Origin of the sequence: Baekduia sp. (assembly GCF_035685985.1) — a bacterium.
Lineage (GTDB): Bacteria > Actinomycetota > Thermoleophilia > Solirubrobacterales > Solirubrobacteraceae > Baekduia.
Window position 1 is genome coordinate 15,092 of sequence record NZ_DASRZV010000036.1, and the last position, 19,126, is coordinate 34,217.

Sequence of the window (19,126 nt, forward strand, 5' to 3'; positions counted from 1 at the left end):
CATGCCTCCCGTCTCGGCCGAGCGCCATCGTCGCGTGCCGCGCAACCACCGGCCCGCGATCTTCGTCCGCAACGCCAAGGAGCGGCTGATCGAGCGGCTGGACCCGCGCCTCGCGCCGCTCACCAAGAAGCTCGCCTTCGCCATGTTCTCGGGCAACCGCTACGCCTGGCTGCGGTGGCTGCCCGGCCTGCCCGCCCGCCTCGGCGGCTGGTCGCGCACGCCGGTGTGGGACGACGCGTCCACGGAGACGCCGCCGGCGCTGCGCTCCTACCCGGGCACGAGGATCGACCCGGAGGGCGAGGCGCGCGCCTACGCGGAGCGCCCGCTGCACAGCTTCACGCGCACGCACTCGGAGTCGGTGATGTGGGCGCTGGAGCGCGCCTGGCCGTGGATGCTGCTGACCTACCCGCGCTTCGTCGCCGGGCTGCGCGCGCTGCACCGGGCGGCCGACGCGCTGACGGCGGGCGAGCCGCTGGTCACCGACCCCGACGAGCTGGCGACGCTCGTGCGCGACGAGGCGCGGCGGATCGGGATCAGCGACGTCGGCTTCACGGCGGCCGACCCCAAGTACACGTTCGGCGAGTACCCGGCGCCGGAGCCCGACGACACGATCATCGTCTGCGTCATGGAGCAGGACTGGGCGGCGACCCAGACCGCGCCCAGCTCGAAGGCCGAGCGCGCCGCGTTCCGCAGCTACGGCGAGCTGTTCCCGAAGGTCGCCGCGCTGGTCGAGTACCTGAAGGGCCTGGGCTACGAGACGCGCAGCACCGACGCGTTCTCGCTGGAAGGCATCGCCATCCACTACGGGGTGCAGGCGGGCCTCGGCCAGCTCGGCCTCAACGGGCAGCTGCTGACGCGCGTGTCGGGCTCGCGCTCGCGCATCGCGCTGATCACCACCAAGGCGCCGATCCGCCACGGCGCGCCGGTCGACCACGGCATCCCCGCGCTCTGCGACGCCTGCCAGCTGTGCGTGCGGCGCTGCCCGCCGGGCGCGATCCCCAAGACGCGGCGCGACAAGCGCGGCGTCCTGAAGGCCGCGATCAAGCCCGAGCGGTGCTTCCCGATCCTCGCCCAGACCCACGGCTGCGCCGTGTGCATCAAGGTCTGCCCGGTCCAGCGCTACGGCCTCGACGCCGTCAAGGACCACTACGCGCGAACCGGCGCGGTGCTCGGCAAGGGCACGCCCGAGCTGGAGACCTACGTGTGGCCGCTGGACGGCCGCGCCTACGGGCCGGGGGAGAAGCCGCCGATGAGCGGCAAGCTCATCAACCCGCCCGGATGGCCGTTCGACAAGAACGCGTACAAGCCGCTGCCGGGCGAGGTCGGAGCGGACGGCGCCGCGCCCGCGGACGGGGTCTGGGCGGGCGGCGGAGCGTCGAATCAACAAATGCGTTGACTTCGGGTTGAGCCCGCACTACAGTCGGCCGGCGGCGACCGCGTGACGGCCGGTCGTCAGCGGGGTCGTTGATTTCCGTCGAACGAGGAGAGCAGGTACACGATGTCGGACGTCATTCTCTTCGCGCTGCTCGGAGCCGGGACCGGCGCGCTCTACTCGCTGGCCGCCTTCGGCGTGGTGCTGACCTATCGCGCCTCCAACGTCGTGAACTTCGCCAGCGGCGCGGTCGGCATGATCGGGACGTTCGTCTTCTGGGAGCTGCGCGAGCAGTCCTCGTGGCCGGCCGTCCCCGCCGCGCTCGTCGGCGTCCTCGTCGCCACGTTCCTGGGCTGGGCGATCAACGCCGCGCTGATGCGCCCGCTGCGCGACGCCAGCAACCTGACGCGGCTGGTCGCGACGCTCGCGACGCTCGTCTTCATCCAGGGCGCGGCCAAGCTGCACTACCCGATCGAGAAGACCTACGTGGTGCGCGACTTCCTGCCGACCAAGGCGGTGAACCTGCTCGGCGTCTCGGTCGGCTCCGACCGCCTGATCCTGATCGGCGCGGCCGCGGCGATCACCGCGGCGACGTGGGCGTTCTACAAGTACACGCGCTTCGGGCTGGCGACGTCGGCGATCGCCGAGAATCGGCCCGCGCTGGCCACGCTGGGCTGGGCGCCCGAGCGGATCGCGTCGATCAACTGGGCCGTCGGCGGCGCGCTGGCGGGCCTGGCCGGGATCCTGCTGTCGCCGATCGTCGGCCTGTCGGTCGACAACGCCACCAACCTGATCGTGCCCGCGCTGGCCGCCGCCGTCATCGGCAACCTGCGCTCGTTCCCGCTCACGCTCCTGGGCGGCATGCTGATCGGCGTCAGCCAGACCGAGGCGACGCGCTACGTCGACGTCGCCGGCATCGCCACCGCGGTGCCGTTCGTGGCGATCATCCTCGTCGTGGTCCTGCGCGGCCGTCGCCTCCCGCTGCGCAGCGAGGCCAGCGAGCGGCTGCCGCGCGTCACGGCCGGCCAGATCAACGTCAAGGTGCTGGCCGCGTTCGCGGTCATCATGTACGTGCTGATCCAGTTCGTCTTCTCGGACCCGTGGGTCAGCGCGATGACGGTCTCGCTCGTCACCGCCGTGCTGCTGCTGAGCATCGTGCTGGTCACCGGCTACGCGGGCCAGGTGTCGCTCGCGCAGTGGGCGATCGCCGGCCTCGGCGCGCTGGTCATGGCCAAGCTGGTCGTCGCGGGCCTCCCGTTCTGGGCGGCGATCCTGCTCGGCACGCTGGCGGGCATCCCGATCGGCGTCGTCGTCGGCCTGCCCGCGCTGCGGGCGCGCGGGATCAGCCTGGCGATCGCGACACTCGGCCTGGGCGTCTGCGTCGACGCGCTGCTGCTGCGCGGGTCGAGCTGGACCGGCGGCGAGGCCGGGCTGCCGATCGGCTTCCTGAACGTGTTCGGCCTCGACCTCAGCCCGGGCCTGTACCCCAAGCGCTTCGCGCTGTTCGTGCTGGTGCTGCTGATCGTCGTCGGCGTGATGCTGGCCAACCTGCGCCGCGGCACCTCCGGGCGGCGGATGGTCGCCATGCGCGCCAACGAGCGCGCCGCGGCGTCGTTGGGCATCGCGGTCCAGGGGACCAAGCTGATGGCCTTCTCCTACGCGGCCTGCATCGCGGCGCTCGGCGGCATCCTGACGATCGTCCAGTTCCCGACGGCGCTGTTCAACGACTTCGGCCCGTTCGACTCGATCCAGTTCGTCTCGCAGGCCGTCATCGGCGGCGTCGGCTACCTCGCCGGCCCCGGCATCGGCGCCTCGGGCCAGGACGGCGGCATCGTCAGCCGCATCCTGGCCGACATCTCGCCCGGCGCCGAGAAGTACGGCCCGGTGATCTTCGCGGGGCTGACGCTCGTCGCGCTGCTGCGGGCGCCGAGCGGCTTGTTGCAGGTGATGATCGACGACGGGCGCGCGCTCGGCCGCAAGCTCGGGATCGTCCGCGCGTCGCGCGAGGACCGCCGCAGGGCGCGCGTCCCGGAGATCGTGGTGGACGAGGGCGCGGGCCGCGCGCCGGACACGACGCTGCGGGTCGAGGGCCTGACCGTCAAGTACGGGTCGGTGACCGCGGTGGAGGACATCGGCTTCACCCTGAGGTCGGGCGAGGTGCTCGGCATCATCGGGCCCAACGGCGCCGGCAAGACCACGCTGATCGACGCGATCACCGGGTTCACCGCGGCGAGCGCCGACGTGCTCAGCCTCGACGGGGAGGACCTCCGAGCGCTCTCGGTGCGTCAGCGGTCGCGCAACGGCGTCGGGCGCTCGTTCCAGTCGCTGGAGCTGTTCGAGGACATGTCGGTGGCCGAGAACCTGCTGGTCGCCGGCGACACCGGCGGCTGGGGCAACTGGGTGCGCGACCTCGCCGCGCCGCGGACCGCGGCGTTCACGCCGGGCGCGGCGTTCGCGATCCGCGAGTTCTCGCTGCAGGACACGCTCCACGAGCTGCCCTCCGAGCTCTCCTACGGCCGTCGGCGGCTGCTGGCGATCGTCCGCACGATCGCGATGGGCCCCCGGGTCATCCTGCTCGACGAGCCGGCCGCCGGCCTCGACCAGCAGGAGCGCGAGGAGCTGGCGGTCGTCATCCGCCGCCTGGCCGACGAGTGGAACATGGCCGTGCTGCTGATCGAGCACGACGTCCAGCTCGTGGCCTCGGTCTCGGACCGCATGCTCGCGCTGGACTTCGGGCGCGAGGTGATCCTCGACACGCCCGACGCGGTGCGCTCGCACCCGGCCGTCGTGCGCAGCTACCTGGGCGGTGCCCCCGACGACGAGCCGGAGCTCGTCGCCGAGGCGGCGCCCGCGTCGTGATGCCCTAGGGCACGACCGGCGTCGGCTCACCTTCGACGGTGTGCCGGCGCGGCGGGGAGGAGGGCAGCCAGCCGTGGACGACGACGCCGCCGTCGACGTGCAGGATCTCGCCGGTGATGTAGGACGACTCGTCGCTCGCCAGGAAGACCGCGGCGTTGCCGATGTCGGCGGGGGAGCCGAAGCGCGACAGCGAGATCCGGCCCAGCAGCTGGCGGTGGCGCTCCTCGTTCTCCAGCAGGGGCTTCATCATCTCGCTCATCGTGAAGCCCGGCGCGACCGAGTTGGCGCGGATGCCGTGCTCGGCGAGGTTGACGGCCAGCGCGCGCGTCAGGCTCACGATCGCGCCCTTGGAGGTGTGGTAGGCGGGCGCGCCGACCATCGGCCGCGACGCGCCGGTGCTCGCGACCGTGACGATCGAGCCCGGCTTCTCGGCGGCGACCAGGCGCCGCGCGACGACCTGGGCGATCGTGAACGTGCCGCGCACGTTGACGTCGAGCACGTCGAGGAAGGTCTCGTCCTCCAGCTCGAGTAGGCCGAGCTTGCCGCCCGCGCCCGCGATGCCGGCGCTGGTGAACAGCACGTTGGGAACGCCGAAGACGCGCTCGGCCTCGGCGACGAGCGCCTCGACGCTGTCGCGGTCGGTCACGTCCAGCGGCCGGCCGATGGCGTTGCCGCCCGCCGCCTCGATCGCCGCGGCGACCGCCTCGCTGCCCTCGGCGGAGAGGTCGCCCACGACCACCTGGGCGCCCTCCGCGGCCATCGCCTCGGCCACGCCGCGGCCGATGCCGCCCGCGCCGCCGGTGACGACGGCGACCTTTCCATCAAGTCGATGCACTTGCTTTCCCCTTCGTCGGGTTGGGTGGCGTGGGACGATCCCATCCCGTCCCGCGTCCGTCAACGCTAGTGTTGCATCATCATGTCGAGCACCCAGCCCAGCGACCTCTGTCCCGCCCCGGTCCGCGCCGCGCTCGATCGCGCCGTGGAGCTCGGCGAGGTCGGCCTCCAGGTGGCGGCCTACCTCGACGGCAAGCTGATCGTCGACGCCTGGACCGGCCAGGCCGATCCCGAGGCCGGCCGCCCGGTCGGGCCGGACACGCTGTTCCCGATCTTCTCGGTGACCAAGGCCTTGGCCACGGTCTCCGTGCACGTCCAGGCCGAGCGCGGGCTGGTCGAGTACGACGCGCCGCTGGCGCGCTACTGGCCGGAGTTCGCCGCGCACGGCAAGGACGGCGTGCGCGTGGCCGACGTGCTCACGCACCGCTCCGGCGTGCCGCACATCCCGCAGGGGACCGGGGTGGCCGAGATGGCCGACTGGGACCACATGGCCCAGGGGATCGCGGACCTCGCGCCGCTCTACCCGCCGGGCGAGCGCAGCACCTACCAGGCGCGCAGCATGGGGTGGATGCTCGGCGAGGTCGTGCGGCGCACCGACCCCGAGGGCCGGCCGTTCGGCCGCTTCCTGCGCGAGGAGATCCTGGACCCGCTGGGCTGCGCCGACACGTGGGTCGGGCTGCCCGACGAGCAGGAGGGGCGCCTGGCCGCGCTGGTCGGCGCCTACGCGGGGCCGACGCCCGACACGCTCGCGCCCGGCCGCGGCAAGGCCTATGGGTCGCTCACCGCGCCCGACATCTACGCCAGCCGCACGCTGCGGCGCGCGTGCCTGCCCGCCAGCGGCGCGATCACGACCGCGCGCTCCGAGGCGCGCTTCTGGGCGATGCTGGCCAACGGCGGCGAGCTCGACGGCGTGCGCCTGCTGAGCCCCGAGCGCGTGCGCGCGTTCCCGGCGCGGCGCGACAACCCCGAGGAGTTCGACGAGGTCCTCGGCCTGGTGCCGCTGATCGGCCGCGGCGGCTTCTGGATCGGCGGGCCCTACCCGCTGGCCGAGGCGGGCATCGGCGACCGCCCGTCGGTGATCTGCCAGCCGGGGGCCGGCGGGTCGCTGGGCTGGGCCGACGTCGAGTCCGGCCTGGCGGTGGCGATCTGCCACAACCGCATGTTCACGAACCATCCCGTGCGCGACGAGGACGAGCACCCGATGACCGCGATCGGCAACGCGGTGCGCGCGGTGGCCGACGCGGCGCGCGGGGCGGCCTAGTGTCGTGATTCATTCATGAATCACGACACTAGCCGCCGCGCGTCCACTCGACCACGGCCCGGCGCCGCGCGATCGCCCAGGTGCCGCCGCGGCGCTCGAAGCGGTCGAGGTAGCGCACCCACGCGGTGACCTGGCCGCGGCACCAGGCGTGCTCGGCCGGCCCGCGGTGCTCGGCCACGCAGTAGGTCTCGGCGGCGGCCGCGTCGTCGCCGTCGGGGTCGATCACGCACGTCGAGAGCAGGTGCATGGTCTGCTCCAGCGTCGCGGTCTCGGCGGCCAGGTAGGCGAGCAGGTCGTCGACGGTGCCCTGGACCAGCCGGCCGTAGTCCACCGTGGCGCCGGCGTGGAAGCAGGCGCGCAGCCCGGGCCAGTCGCGACGGTCCAGCGTCATGCCGTAGCGGGCGAGCACCGCGCGGATCTCGGTCTCGGGCGAGGTCATCGATTCGGCAACACTACTGTTGACGGAAGTCCCTGGACCTGGTTACGATCGGTCACGCCATGACCTTGTTGAAGACCGAAGGGCTCTCGGCGGGCTACCACGGCGTGCCCGCCATCCGCGACCTCGACCTCCAGGTGGACGCCGGCGAGATGGTGCTGCTGGCCGGGCCCAACGGGGCCGGCAAGTCAACGACCGTGATGACGCTGGCCGGGGCGATCAAGCCGCTGGCCGGCGACGTGCTGGTCGACGACGCGGTCTGCCGGCTGCCGGTGCACCGGCGCTGCCAGCAGGGCCTCGGGCTGGTCACCGAGGAGCGGACGATCTTCCCGAGCCTGACGGTGATGGAGAACCTCCGCCTCGGCCAGGGCGCGCCGGACGTGGCGCTGACCTGCTTCCCCGAGCTGGAGAAGCGCATCGGCGTGCGCGCCGGACTGCTGTCGGGCGGCGAGCAGCAGATGCTCTCGCTGGCCCGCGTGCTGGCGGCCGAGCCGAAGACGATCCTGGCCGACGAGCTGTCGATGGGCCTGGCCCCGATCATCGTCCGCCGCCTGCTGGCGGCGCTGCGCAAGGCCGCCGACCAGGGGGCCGGCGTGCTGCTCGTCGAACAGCACGTGCACATGGCGCTGCCGGTCGTCGACCGCGCCTACCTGATGCGCCGCGGGCGCGTCGAGCGCGGCGGCACCTCGCAGGAGCTGCGCGCCGACGAGGCCGTGCTGAAGGCGCTGTACCTCTGATGGGCGCCGGCCGCAGGAGCAACGCCGCGCCGGTCGTGTTCGCGCGCCGGAGCAAGGAGCGGGTCGTCGAGGCGCTCGACCACCTCTTCGGGCCGATCACCGTCGCGATGGGCAAGGCGATGCTGGCCGGGCAGCGGTTCGCGTGGATGCGCCACATCCCGCCCAAGCCCGCCTGGCTGAGCCGCTTCGCCACACCGCCGGTGTGGCCGGAGACGAAGATCGAGACGCCGGCCGAGCTGCGGTCCTACGCCGGCGCGCTGCGCGACCCGGAGGCCGAGCGGCGGGCGTTCGAGGAGCGACCCCTCCATGACTTCAACAAGATGCACCACGAGGCCATGTTCTGGACGATCCAGCACTCGTGGACGTGGCTCGTCCCGCCGTACCCCGCGCTGCGCCGCGCGATCCGCGCGCTGGACGCCGCCCGTGACCGGCCGCTCGCCGCCCGCGCGGTGGAGCGCACCCCGGCCGAGCTGTCGGCGCTGATCCGGGCCGAGGGCAAGCGCCTGGGGATCAGCGAGGTCGGCTTCGCGAAGGCCGACGGCAAGTACCACCTCGCGGAGTACCCGGCGCCGCCCGAGGGCGCCAACATGATCATCTGCATCCTCGAGCAGGACTTCAAGGCCACCAACTCGGCGCCGAGCTCGCGCGCCGAGCGCGCGGCGTTCCGCGCCTACGGCCAGGTCAACGCGCGCATCGCGCCGCTGGTCGAGTACGTCAAGTCGCTCGGGTACGAGACGCGGCCCAACGACTGGGGCAGCCAGGAGGCGATCTGCATCCAGTACGCGGTGCAGGCGGGCATGGGGCAGCTGGGCCTCAACGGCCAGCTGCTGACCCCGCAGGCCGGCTCGCGCTGCCGGCTGGCGCTGATCACGACGATGGCGCCGGTCGCGGTCGGGCAGCCGGTCGACTACGGGATCCCGAAGCTGTGCGACGAGTGCCAGCTGTGCGTGCGGCGCTGCCCGCCGGGCGCGATCCCCAAGGCGCGCAAGGAGAAGCGCGGCGTGACCAAGGCCTCCATCAAGCCGGAGCGCTGCTTCCCGATGGTCGCGCAGGCGCACGGCTGCGCGGTCTGCATGAAGGTCTGCCCGGTCCAGCGCTACGGCCTGGAGAAGGTCTACGACCACTACAACAAGACCGGCGCGGTGCTGGGCAAGGGCACCGACGAGCTCGAGGGGTTCACGTGGCCGATGGACGGCCGCTACTACGGGCCGGGCCAGAAGCCGCGGATGAGCGCGGAGACCCTGCGCCCCGAAGGCTGGGTGTTCGACAAGACCCGCGTCGTGCCGGTCGGCCAGCAGCAGCCCGCGCCGCCCGAGCCGGAGCCCGAGCCCGAGCCCGTCGCGACGCCGTCGGACGGCGAGTGAGCCTCAAGCTCGGCATCGGGATCGTCGCCACCGACGACGGCGTCGATCCGGTGCGGCTGGCCCAGGAGGCCGAGCAGCTCGGCTTCGAGTCGCTCTTCCTGGCCGACCACACGCACATCCCCGTGGCGCGCGCGACGCCGTACCCGATGCCGCCCTACGGCGACCTGCCGCGCGAGTACTACCGCACGTGCGACCCGTTCGTCACGCTGGCCGCCGCCGCCACCGCGACGTCGGTGCTGCGGCTGGGCACCGGCGTCTCGCTGCCGGTCGAGCGCGACCCGATCCTGATGGCCAAGCAGGTCGCGACGCTCGACCACCTCTCCGGCGGGCGCGTCGTCCTCGGCGTCGGCGCCGGCTGGAACCGCGAGGAGATGCGCAACCACGGCACCGACCCGCGCACGCGGATGGCGCTCCTGGGCGAGCGCGTCGAGGCGATGAAGGCGATCTGGACCCAGGAGCGGGCCGAGTACCACGGGCGCTTCGTGGACTTCGACCCCATCTACTCATGGCCCAAGCCCGCGCAGGCCCCGCACCCACCGGTGCTGGTCGGCGGCGGCGGGCCGACCGTGCTCGACCGGGTGCTGGCGTTCGGCGACGGCTGGATGCCCGGCCATCAGCGCGACCTCGGCGCGCTGGGCGCGCGGATCGACGAGCTCAACGCGCGCGTGGACGCCGGCGACGGCCGGCCGCGGCCGGTGTCGATCATGCTCGCGCGCGTCGAGGCGCTGGAGCGCTACGCGGCGATGGGGGCCGACCGCGCGGTCTTCTTGGTGGACCCGGGCGAGGGCGCGCTGCGCGAGGTCCACGCGCTGCGCGACCGCGCGGCGGCGACGGGGCTGGCGGCGTGAGCGCCGCGCGCTCGATCGCCGTCGCCGCCGCCGGCCTCGGCTTCACCGAGGGGCCGCTGTGGACGGCCGACGGCCGGCTGCTGGTCGTCAGCGTGTCGCGCGGGCTGATCTACGCGGTGGGGCGCGAGGACGCGGAAGGGGCGCGCGAGGGGGGCGGGGCGGAGGCGCTCGCCTTCGTCGTCGCCGAGCCCGGCGGCAACCCCACCGGCCTCTGCCAGACGCCCGACGGCACCATCTGGATCGCCCAGGGCGGCGGCCACGCGCCGACGCGCTCCGAGCGCCCCACCGTCCCGTCCATCCAGGCGCTGCGCGCCGACGGCCGTGTCGACGACGTCGCCGTCGACGGCCTCCACGCGCCCAACGACTGCGTTGTGGGTCCCGACCATCGCATCTGGTTCACCGACCCCGAGGGCTCCGCGCTGGACGCCGAAGGACCCGGCGGCGCGGTCCGCGCGCTGGACCCGACGACCGGCGCGGTCACCGTCGAGGCCGACGGCATCCGCTACCCCAACGGCCTCGGCTTCACCCCGGACGCGGACGCGCTGATCGTCGCCGAGACCGGCACCGCGCGCCTCCTGCGGCTGCCCTACGACCACGGGCGGCTCGGCGCGCCCGAGCCGCTCGCGAAGCTCGACCGCGGCCACCCCGACGGCCTCGCCATCGCCGGCGACGGCACCGTCCTCGTCGCCGCGACCGACGCGCACGACGTCCAGGTCTTCGCGGCCGACGGCCGTCCGCGAGCGGCCATCGCGCTGCCGGAAGGCTGCTTCCCGACGAACGTCGCGCTGTCGCCCGACGGCGCGACGACGGCCGTCACGGCGGCCAAGGGCGGCCGCGTGCTGCTCATCAACGCCTAGCTGTCCCAACGGAGGAGACGAGATGTACGACTACGTGATCGTGGGCGCCGGGTCGGCCGGCTGCGTCCTGGCCAACCGGCTGACCGAGGACCCCGACGTCCGCGTGCTGGTGGTCGAGGCCGGCCCGATGGACGAGTCGCCGCAGATCCAGATGCCGCTGGCGTCGGGCACGGTCTTCCACACGCGCTACGACTGGGACTTCCCGACCGAGACCGAGGACCGGCTCGACGACCGCAGCCTGACGGTCCCGCGCGGCAAGGTCATCGGCGGCACCAGCTCGATCAACGGCATGTGCTACACCCGCGGGCCGCGCGAGGACTACGACAACTGGGCCTCCGCCTACGGCGCGACCGGCTGGGGCTACGACGACGTCCTGCCGTACTTCCGCCGCGCCGAGGGCAACGAGCGCGGCGCGGACGCCTTCCACGGCGGCGACGGACCGCTGACGGTCTCCGACGGACGCTCGAACCACCCGTTCAGCCCGGTCTTCCTGGAGGCCTGCGAGCAGGCCGGCCTTCCCGCCAACGACGACTTCAACGGCGCGACCTGGGAGGGCGTCGGGCGCTACCAGCTGATGCAGCGCGACGGGCGGCGCTGCAGCAACGCCAAGGCCTACCTGCATCCGGTGCTCGACCGCCCCAACCTGGACCTCGTCACCGACTCCCAGGTCCTCAAGATCCTCTTCGAGGGCGATCGCGCCGTCGGCGTCGAGACCTTCCGCTACAACAACGTCCAGACGTACCGCGCCGCGCGCGAGGTGCTGGTCTGCGCCGGGGCGATCATGAGCCCCGTGCTGCTGATGCTGTCGGGCATCGGCCCGGCCGCCGAGCTGGCGCCCTTCGGCATCGAGGTCCGCCAGGACCTGCCGGTCGGCCGCGGCCTGCAGGACCACCCGACCTGCATCATCACCTTCCACACCGAGCGGGAGTCGCTGATCTCGGCGTTCACGCCGGAGAACGTCGCGCGCTTCGAGACCGAGGGCCGCGGGCCGCTGACCTCCAACGTCGGCGAGGTCGGCGGGTTCATCCGCTCCACGCCGGACGCCGAGGCCCCCGACTTCCAGATCTTCGGCATCGCGGCGATGTGGCGCGGCCCCAACGCCGTGACCGAGCACGGGCTCTCGATGGCGGGCTACCCCACCAAGATGCGCTCGCGCGGCCGCCTGGCGCTGCGCACGGCCGATCCGTTCTCCAAGCCGCGGATGGTCGTCAACTACCTCTCCGACGAGCGCGAGCGTCGCGTGATGCGCGAGGGCATCCGCCGGCTGATGGAGCTGTCCGAGCAGCGCGCCTACGCGGGGCTGATCACGAAGCCCGCCTTCGTCCCGGCCTCGAAGTCCGACGAGGACGTCGACGCGTTCGTGCGCAAGATGGTCCAGGTCTCCCACCACCACTGCGGCACGTGCGCGATCAACGAGGTCGTGGACCCCGAGCTGCGCGTGCTCGGCGTCGAGGGCCTGCGCGTCATCGACGCGTCGGTGATGCCCGAGGTCAACCAGGGCAACACCAACGCCCCGGTCACGATGATCGGCGAGAAGGGCGCCGACCTCGTGCGCGGCATCGCGTCCGCCCGGCCCGAGGCGGCGGTGGTCGCATGAGCGTCCAGGACCACACGACCGCGGAGGACTTCTTCGCGCCGGAGGTCGTCGCCGACCCCTACCCGCTGCTGGAGCGGCTGCGCGGCATCGGCCCGGTGGTGCACCACGAGGCGATGGACCTGTGGATGGTCATCGGGTTCGACGACATCAAGTGGTGCGCGGCGCGCCCGCACGTCTTCGAGTTCCCGGCCGAGTGGCAGGTCGGCACGTTCGGCGTCAACGTGATGCAGGGCTTCGACGACGAGCGCCATGACGCGATCCGCGCGGTCTGGTCGCCGGACTTCAACCGCCGCCACGTCCAGGGCTACCGCGCCATGATCACGCCGATGGTCGCCGAGCTGGTGGAGGCCTTCGCCGAGCGCGTGCGCGCGGGGGAGGCCGTCGACCTCGTCGACGCCGTCACCCGCCGGATCCCGACCTTCGTCATCACCGAGCTGATGGGCATCGGCCCGGAGCGCCGCGCGGAGTACAGCCGCTGGAGCGACGAGATGGCCCGGATCCCGCAGGCGATGATCGACAGCGATCCGCGGCGTCGGGAGCGGACGCTCGCGGAGGCCTTCGCCGCGCGCGACGAGATGCTCGACGCGCTGCGGGCCGAGATCGCGCGCCGCGACGGGGTCGAGACGCCGGACGTCATCGGCCGGGCCGCGTCGGAGGGCGCGACCGCGACGATGTCGCTCGACGAGCGCGCGGCGAACATCGCCTCGCTGGTCTTCGCCGGCTACGAGACCACGTCCAAGCTGCTGGCCCACAGCGTGCTGATGCTCGCGCGCCACCCGGAGCAGCGGGCGCTGCTGGAGCGCGAGCGCGACCGCATCCCGGCGGCCGTCGAGGAGGTGCTGCGCCACTGCGGCATCACGATGATGACCCCGCGCCGTGCGCGGGAGGACGTCGAGGTGCACGGCGTGACGATCCCGGCGGGCGCCACGGTCGGGCTGATGTTCTCGACCGCCAACCGCGACCCGGCGCGCTGGGAGCAGCCCGCGCGGTTCGACGTCACGCGCGCGCCCAAGCAGCACTACGCGTTCGGCTTCGGGCTGCACCACTGCCTCGGCCAGTCGCTGGCGCGGCTGGAGGCGGACATCTTCCTCAACGAGCTGCTGGACCGGCTGCCGGAGTGGGACGTGCCCGAGGACATCGACTTCGGCACCAACTTCTTCATCCGGGGGCCCAAGGCCGTCCCGGTGAGCGCGGCCTGAACGACGACGGAGGAGGACGAAGATGAAGATCGTGGTGGACCGGGAGCGGTGCGTGGCCGGCGGCGAGTGCGTGCTGGCCTGCGGCGAGGTCTTCGCCCAGGACGACGACGGGATCGTGGTCGTGGTGGACGAGCATCCGCCCGAGGAGCTGCGCGAGGCGGTCGAGGAGGCGATCGAGGCCTGCCCGGCGGCGATCATCGAGGCCGTGGACGACGCCGCGTGAAGGACGTCGCCTCGGTCGTGATCGTCGGCGGCGCGGCCGCGGGCCTGGCGACCGCCGACGCCCTGCATCGGCGCGGGTTCGCGGGCACGGTGGACGTCGTCAGCGACGAGCGCGTCCACAACTACGACCGTCCGCCGCTCTCCAAGCAGGTGCTGGCGGGCGAGTGGGCGCCGGAGCGCGCGACGCTGCTGCCGCCGCGGCGCCTGGCGGAGCTGCCCGCGCGGATCCACGCGGGCGTCCGCGCGACGGCGCTGGACGTCGAAGCGCGCGCGGTCACGACCGACGACGGCCGGACGCTGCGCGGCGACGCGGTGGTCATCGCGACCGGCGTGCGCCCGCGGCTCCTGCCCGGCCGGGCGCCGGCGGCGGGCGTGCACGTCCTGCGGACGCTCCACGACGCGCTGGCGCTGCGCGAGCGCCTGGCGACCCCGGGGCTGCGCCTCGTCGTGATCGGCGGCGGCTTCCTCGGGCTGGAGACCGCGGCCACGGCGCGGGCGCTCGGGGCCGCGGTGACCGTCGTCGAAGCGGCGCCGCGGCCGCTGGTCGGGCGGCTGGGCGCGGTCGTCGCCGAGCGCCTGCTCGCGCTGCACGCCGAGCGCGGGGTCGACGTGCGCGCCGGCGTCGGCGTCGCCGAGCTCGTCGGCGACGCGCGCGTCACCGCGGTGGCGCTGACCGACGGCACGACGCTGCCCGCGGACGCCGTGCTGGTGGCGATCGGCTCGCAACCCAACGTGGAGTGGTTGGCCGGAAGCGGCCTGTCGATCGCCGACGGCGTCCTCTGCGACGAGCGCTGCGTCGCGGCGCCGGGCGTCTACGCGGCGGGTGACGTCGCCTGCCGGCGGCAGGTCGGGCGGGACCGGGCGGTGCGCGTCGAGCATCGCCGCAACGCGTCCGAGCAGGCGCGCGCGGTGGCCGAGCACATCCTCGGCGAGCGGCGGTCGTCCACGCCGGTGCCGTTCTTCTGGACCGACCACCACAAGGTCAAGGTCCAGCTCGCGGGCACGGTGCCGGCGGGCGCGGTGGAGGAGGTGGTCGAGGACGATCCCGCCCGCGGCCGGCTCGTCGTCGCGTTCGCGCTGGACGGCGTGCGCACCGGCGTGGTGGGGTGGAACGCGCCCGACCGGGTGACGGAGCTGCGGCGCGACCTCGCCGCGGCCGCGACGTGAGCGAGCCCATCAACGACTACGTTGACAAGGGTGGCGCCCGGCAGTAGCTTTGCCGCCGATGAGCAGCAGCACGGGTGAGGGCGGCGCCACGGCGGTCATCGGCGCCGACGTCGGCGGGACGCACACGGACGTCAGCGTGATCCTGGGCTCGCGCGTCGAGCGCGGCAAGGCGCTGACGACCTACGACGACTTCAGCCGCGGCGTGCTTGACGCGGTCGCCGTCGCGGCCGCCAGGTACGACCTCACGCGGGACGAGCTGCTGGCCCGCACCCGCGTCTTCGTCAACGGCACGACGGTCGTCACCAACGCGCTGATCGACCTGAAGGGGTCGCCGACCGGCGTGCTCGTGACGCGCGGCTTCGGGGACACCCTGCGCTTCGCCGGCGGCCCCCGCGTCGCCGCGATCGACGATCACCTCCAGGTCAACGCGCCCGACGTCGTCGACCGCGAGGCGATCATGGAGACGCCGGAGCGGATCGACTACGCGGGCGCGGTCGTCCTCCCGCTCGACGAGGACGTGGTCCGCGCGCAGGTGCGCGAGCTGGTGGAGGAGCGCGGCGTCGAGGCGATCGCCGTCTGCTTCCTGTCGAGCTTCGCGAACCCGGCCCACGAGCTGCGGGTCGCGGAGATCATCGGCGAGCTGCATCCCGACGTCTTCGTCACGTTGTCGCACCGCGTCGCGCCGTTGCAGGGCGAGAACCGGCGCTTCACGACCGCGGTGCTGAACTCGTTCGTCCAGAAGGCCGCGGCCCAGTACCTGACGTCGGTCGACGCGAAGCTCCGCGAGGCCGGCCTGAAGGGCGGGCTGGTGTTCTTCCAGGGGCTGGGCGGCGTCATGAGCCTCGAGCGCGCGAAGGAGCTCCCGCTCGGCCTGCTGGGCTCCGGGCCCGCGGGCGGCGCCACCGGGGCCGCGACGGTCGCCGCGCGGATGGGCCTGAAGAACGTGCTCGTGGGCGACATGGGCGGCACGAGCTTCGAGGCGGGCCTGCTGCTCGACGGCGACGTCACGACCTCCAAGAACGTCCAGCTCGGCCTGCTCAGCACCGCGGTCGGCCAGGTCGACCTCGTGTCGATCGGCGCGGGCGGCGGCTCGATCGCGCACGTCAGCGAGCGCGGCGTGCCGCAGGTCGGCCCCGAGAGCGCCCGCTCGACGCCGGGCCCGGCCTGCTACGGCCGCGGGGGCACCGAGCCGACCGTCACCGACGCGATGGTCGTCATGGGGTTCATCGACCCCGACCGCTACCTCGGCGGGGCGTTCGAGATCGACGCGGGCCTCGCGCGCACGGCGCTCGACGAGCGCTTCGGCCGCCGCTTCGGCTGGTCGACCGACGAGGCGGCCGCGGGCGTCCACGACCTCGTCGTCGTCAACATGGCGACGACGCTGCGCGAGGTGAGCGTCGACAAGGGCCATGACCCGCGCGACTTCGTCTTCCTGGCCTACGGCGGGACGCTGCCGCTGTTCGCGGTGCAGATCGCCGAGCGGCTGGCGATGGAGACGGTGATCGTCCCCACCAACTCGTCGGTCTTCTCGGCCATGGGCCTGCTGTTCGCCGACTTCGTCTCGCGCTACGACCAGACGGTCAACTGGGACCTCGCCAAGCTCGACGGGGTCGACACGGTCAACGCGATCACCGAACGCGTCGTCGAGCGCGCCGTCGCCGACATCGTCGCGGAGGGCTTCACCGCCGATCAGGTCGAGGTCCTGCGCGGCGGCGACTTCCGCTTCCGCGGCCAGGCCTTCGAGCTGTCGATGCCGCTGCCCGACCGGCCGCTGTCGGCCGACGACGCGCCGCGGCTGGCCGCCGACTTCTTCACCTTGTACGAGCGCACCTACGGCGAGGGCACGGCCTGGAAGTACGTGCCCGAGCAGATGCTCAACGCGACGGTCGTCGCGCGCGGCCGCGCCGAGCGGCCGGAGATCGCGGCCGCGCCGCCGGCTCCGCGCGACCCGTCGGAGGTCGAGGTCGGCCGGCGCTCGGTGTTCCTGCCCTCGCTGCGCGAGCACCGCGAGATCCCGGTCTACGCCGACGAGCGCTTCACGCCCGGCACCCAGGTCTCGGGCCCGGCGATCGTGGACGCGACCGACACCACCATCTACGTCCCGCCCAACGCGACCGCGCGGCGCGACGAGCACCACAACTACATCTTGACGATCACGCACGGAGGGCAGGCCCGATGAGCGCCACCACGCACGGCGAGGACGTCGTCGCCGTCGAGGTCCACAGCCGCGCGCTGCGCAACATCACCAACGAGATGAGCAGCACGCTCGTGCGCACCTCCGGCTCGCCGGTGGTCACCGAGTCCAAGGACTACGCGGCGTGCGTCCTCGACACGATCCCCGAGCACCTCAGCACGGCCGCCTACCTGGTGACGCACTTCGGCACGTCGCTGGTCGGGACCCAGCGCGTCGCGGAGATCGCGCGCGGCCTGGACGACCTACGCCCCGGCGACGGCTTCATCGTCAACGACACCTACACGGGCGGCGCCAACCACCAGGGCGACGTCGGCGTGATCATGCCCGTGTTCCACGAGGCCACGCACATCGGGTGGGGCTTCACGAACATGCACCTGCTCGACATCGGCGGCGCGGGCGTCTCGGGCGTCGCGCCGGCGTCGCGCGACATCTACGGCGAGGGCCTGCGCTTCGCGGGCGTGCGCGCGATCCGCGGCGGCGCGATCGACCGCGAGTGGGAGGACTTCATCGCCACCAACGTCCGCACGCCCGGCCCGGTGCTCAACGACATCAGGTCGATGATCTCGGGCATCAACGTCGGCGCGCGCAAGCTGTCGGAGCTGGTCGCGCAGATCGGCCTGGAGCGCCACACGCGCATGTGCGCGATCCACAAGGACCTGTCCGAGGCGCTGCTGCGCGAGCGCATCGCCCAGCTGCCCGACGGCGTCTACGAGGCCTACGAGTGGAACGAGTTCGACGGCCACGGCGTCGACCACCTGCTGAGGATCAAGGTGACGATGGAGGTCGACGGCAGCGACCTGCGCTTCGCCTTCGAGGGCGCGCCGCAGATCGACGGCTTCGTCAACGCGGGCTACGGCGCGCTGCTGGGGTCCATGTACGTCGCGATCCTCACGTCGCTCTGCTACGGCGACATGCCGATGAACGGCGGCATCTGGCGCCCGGTGACGGTCGACGTCGGGCCGCCCGGCACGATCGTCAACCCGGTCGCCCCGGCACCGGTCAGCATGGGCCACTCCGAGGTCGGCATGCGGGTGCGCAAGATGACGCGCGACGTGCTCAGCCAGGCGATGGCGCTCAGCGACGACCCGGTCATCCGCGGGCGCATCTCGGGCAAGGCGCACGACGGCCCGGCCATGGGCCCGATCCTGTTCGGCGGCAACCAGCACGGCGGCCGCTCGGTCATCGTCTACCAGGACACGGCGCTGACGGGCGGCGGAGCCGCGTCGGTGCAGGACGGCCAGGACGCCTACGGCAGCTCCGGCATGACCGGCAGCGGCATGCCGGACGTCGAGACCCACGAGGCGATGGACCCGGTCGTCTTCCTGTGGCGCGGCGTGACCAAGAACTCCGGCGGGCCGGGGCAGACGCGCGGCGGGCAGGGCGTCGACATGGCCTACCGCCTGGCGTACTTCGACAAGATGTCGGGCCCCTCGACGCTGGCGGCGCTGGAGCTGCCGCCCAGCGGCGTCGGCGGCGGCTACCCCGGCGGCGCCGAGGTCAGCTGGGTGCTGCGCGGGGAGGAGGCCGAGCGGATGCTGGGCCACATGGGCACGCCCGCGGCCGAGGAGCAGCTGGCCGCGCTGGACCCGCTGCCGGGCAAGATGGGGTTCATCGAGATCCACCGCGGCGACGTCGTGATCGTGCGTGGCGGCGGGGGCGGCGGGCTCGGCGACCCGCTGCTGCGGGCGCCGGCGCTCGTGGCCGAGGACGTCCGCGGCCGCTACGTCACCGCCGCGCACGCGGAGGCGGCCTACGGCGTCGTGCTGAGCGTCGACGGTGCCGTTGACGCCGACGCGACCGCGGCCCGCCGGCTGGCGATCCGCCGGGACCGGCTCGCGGGCGAGGCTCCGGCGCGCGAGCTGGCGACGCCCGCGACGATCGGCGTCGCCGTGATCCGCACCGCCTCCGGCGCCTGGGCCTGCGGATCGTGCGCGGAGGGGCTCGGCGCGGTGGGGGAGAACTTCCGCGACGCCGCGGTGGCGCGCGAGGCGCCGATCCACGAGCGCTTCGCGCAGCTGCGCATGTACGTGCGCGCGCGCCGGTCCGCGCCGGGCGTCGTGCTGCGCGAGCACTTCTGCCCGTCCTGCGCCCAGGCGCTGGTCGTCGACGTCGTCGCCGACGACACCCCGGTGGTGCGCGCGCCCGCGCTCGCCGCCGGCGCGCCCGCGCTCGCCTGAGC

At 73.4% G+C, this 19,126-nt stretch carries 15 protein-coding genes; 13 read left to right on the plus strand and 2 right to left on the minus strand.

Translation table 11 applies throughout. The annotated features are described in order from the left end of the window. Nucleotide 1 precedes the first annotated feature (1 nt). Together VFG42_RS24380 and VFG42_RS24385 are read left to right on the plus strand one after the other, a co-directional pair. Nucleotides 2–1,396, plus strand: coding sequence for a 4Fe-4S dicluster domain-containing protein (locus tag VFG42_RS24380; RefSeq protein WP_324911446.1), 1,395 nt, complete (start codon nucleotides 2–4; stop codon nucleotides 1,394–1,396). Nucleotides 1,397–1,498: 102 nt separating this feature from the next. Then, a complete protein-coding gene (locus VFG42_RS24385) occupies nucleotides 1,499–4,231 on the plus strand; it encodes an ABC transporter permease subunit (RefSeq protein WP_324911447.1) in 2,733 nt (910 codons plus the stop codon). Between the two features lie 4 nt (nucleotides 4,232–4,235). On the opposite strand, the gene VFG42_RS24390 is transcribed toward VFG42_RS24385, so the two are convergent. Continuing rightward, nucleotides 4,236–5,066, minus strand: coding sequence for an SDR family oxidoreductase (locus VFG42_RS24390; protein WP_324911448.1), 831 nt, complete (start codon nucleotides 5,064–5,066; stop codon nucleotides 4,236–4,238). 81 nt (nucleotides 5,067–5,147) lie between these two features. Here VFG42_RS24390 and VFG42_RS24395 point away from each other — a divergent pair, with 81 nt between their 5' ends. Continuing rightward, nucleotides 5,148–6,326: a serine hydrolase domain-containing protein gene (locus VFG42_RS24395; RefSeq protein WP_324911449.1), complete on the plus strand. Its 1,179-nt coding sequence runs from the start codon at nucleotides 5,148–5,150 to the stop codon at nucleotides 6,324–6,326. 28 nt (nucleotides 6,327–6,354) lie between these two features. Here the strand turns inward: VFG42_RS24395 and VFG42_RS24400 are convergent, their stop codons facing one another. Beyond that, the gene (locus VFG42_RS24400; protein WP_324911450.1) at nucleotides 6,355–6,765 is read right to left on the minus strand and encodes a nuclear transport factor 2 family protein; all 411 of its coding nucleotides are present in this window, start codon (nucleotides 6,763–6,765) and stop codon (nucleotides 6,355–6,357) included. A 59-nt stretch (nucleotides 6,766–6,824) separates the two neighbouring features. On the opposite strand from VFG42_RS24400, the gene VFG42_RS24405 reads away from it, so the two are divergent. From VFG42_RS24405 to VFG42_RS24450, 10 genes are read left to right on the plus strand one after another with little or no spacing between them, the layout of a single operon-like run. Further along, nucleotides 6,825–7,499, plus strand: a complete 675-nt coding sequence (locus VFG42_RS24405; protein ID WP_324911451.1) for an ABC transporter ATP-binding protein — start codon at nucleotides 6,825–6,827, stop codon at nucleotides 7,497–7,499. Further along, nucleotides 7,499–8,863, plus strand: coding sequence for a 4Fe-4S dicluster domain-containing protein (locus tag VFG42_RS24410; protein WP_324911452.1), 1,365 nt, complete (start codon nucleotides 7,499–7,501; stop codon nucleotides 8,861–8,863). The genes VFG42_RS24405 and VFG42_RS24410 overlap by 1 nt, the downstream gene beginning before the upstream one ends. Continuing rightward, a complete protein-coding gene (locus VFG42_RS24415; protein ID WP_324911453.1) occupies nucleotides 8,860–9,711 on the plus strand; it encodes an LLM class F420-dependent oxidoreductase in 852 nt (283 codons plus the stop codon). Before VFG42_RS24410 ends, VFG42_RS24415 begins: the two co-directional genes overlap by 4 nt. Then, entirely contained in the window at nucleotides 9,708–10,568 is an 861-nt protein-coding gene (locus VFG42_RS24420; RefSeq protein ID WP_324911454.1) for an SMP-30/gluconolactonase/LRE family protein, read from the plus strand. Before VFG42_RS24415 ends, VFG42_RS24420 begins: the two co-directional genes overlap by 4 nt. Nucleotides 10,569–10,590: 22 nt before the next feature. Then, the gene (locus VFG42_RS24425; RefSeq protein ID WP_324911455.1) at nucleotides 10,591–12,165 is read left to right on the plus strand and encodes a GMC family oxidoreductase; all 1,575 of its coding nucleotides are present in this window, start codon (nucleotides 10,591–10,593) and stop codon (nucleotides 12,163–12,165) included. After that, nucleotides 12,162–13,364 (plus strand): cytochrome P450, encoded by a 1,203-nt coding sequence (locus VFG42_RS24430; RefSeq protein WP_324911456.1) that lies wholly within the window; start codon nucleotides 12,162–12,164, stop codon nucleotides 13,362–13,364. Before VFG42_RS24425 ends, VFG42_RS24430 begins: the two co-directional genes overlap by 4 nt. Before the next feature lie 22 nt (nucleotides 13,365–13,386). Then, a complete protein-coding gene (locus tag VFG42_RS24435) occupies nucleotides 13,387–13,587 on the plus strand; it encodes a ferredoxin (RefSeq protein ID WP_324911457.1) in 201 nt (66 codons plus the stop codon). Next, the gene (locus VFG42_RS24440; protein WP_324911458.1) at nucleotides 13,584–14,753 is read left to right on the plus strand and encodes an NAD(P)/FAD-dependent oxidoreductase; all 1,170 of its coding nucleotides are present in this window, start codon (nucleotides 13,584–13,586) and stop codon (nucleotides 14,751–14,753) included. Before VFG42_RS24435 ends, VFG42_RS24440 begins: the two co-directional genes overlap by 4 nt. 58 nt (nucleotides 14,754–14,811) lie before the next feature. Next, entirely contained in the window at nucleotides 14,812–16,932 is a 2,121-nt protein-coding gene (locus tag VFG42_RS24445; protein WP_324911459.1) for a hydantoinase/oxoprolinase family protein, read from the plus strand. Further along, a complete protein-coding gene (locus VFG42_RS24450; RefSeq protein WP_324911460.1) occupies nucleotides 16,929–19,124 on the plus strand; it encodes a hydantoinase B/oxoprolinase family protein in 2,196 nt (731 codons plus the stop codon). Before VFG42_RS24445 ends, VFG42_RS24450 begins: the two co-directional genes overlap by 4 nt. Nucleotides 19,125–19,126: the final 2 nt, after the last annotated feature.

Excerpts from the sequence above, each read along its gene's own strand:
- VFG42_RS24380 (WP_324911446.1), top strand. The coding sequence starts at position 2 with ATGCCTCCCGTCTCGGCCGAGCGCCATCGTCGCGTGCCGCGCAACCAC.
- VFG42_RS24385 (WP_324911447.1), top strand. The coding sequence starts at position 1,499 with ATGTCGGACGTCATTCTCTTCGCGCTGCTCGGAGCCGGGACCGGCGCG.
- VFG42_RS24395 (WP_324911449.1), top strand. The coding sequence starts at position 5,148 with ATGTCGAGCACCCAGCCCAGCGACCTCTGTCCCGCCCCGGTCCGCGCC.
- VFG42_RS24400 (WP_324911450.1), bottom strand. The coding sequence starts at position 6,765 with ATGACCTCGCCCGAGACCGAGATCCGCGCGGTGCTCGCCCGCTACGGC.
- VFG42_RS24405 (WP_324911451.1), top strand. The coding sequence starts at position 6,825 with ATGACCTTGTTGAAGACCGAAGGGCTCTCGGCGGGCTACCACGGCGTG.
- VFG42_RS24410 (WP_324911452.1), top strand. The coding sequence starts at position 7,499 with ATGGGCGCCGGCCGCAGGAGCAACGCCGCGCCGGTCGTGTTCGCGCGC.
- VFG42_RS24425 (WP_324911455.1), top strand. The coding sequence starts at position 10,591 with ATGTACGACTACGTGATCGTGGGCGCCGGGTCGGCCGGCTGCGTCCTG.
- VFG42_RS24430 (WP_324911456.1), top strand. The coding sequence starts at position 12,162 with ATGAGCGTCCAGGACCACACGACCGCGGAGGACTTCTTCGCGCCGGAG.
- VFG42_RS24435 (WP_324911457.1), top strand. The coding sequence starts at position 13,387 with ATGAAGATCGTGGTGGACCGGGAGCGGTGCGTGGCCGGCGGCGAGTGC.
- VFG42_RS24445 (WP_324911459.1), top strand. The coding sequence starts at position 14,812 with ATGAGCAGCAGCACGGGTGAGGGCGGCGCCACGGCGGTCATCGGCGCC.
- VFG42_RS24450 (WP_324911460.1), top strand. The coding sequence starts at position 16,929 with ATGAGCGCCACCACGCACGGCGAGGACGTCGTCGCCGTCGAGGTCCAC.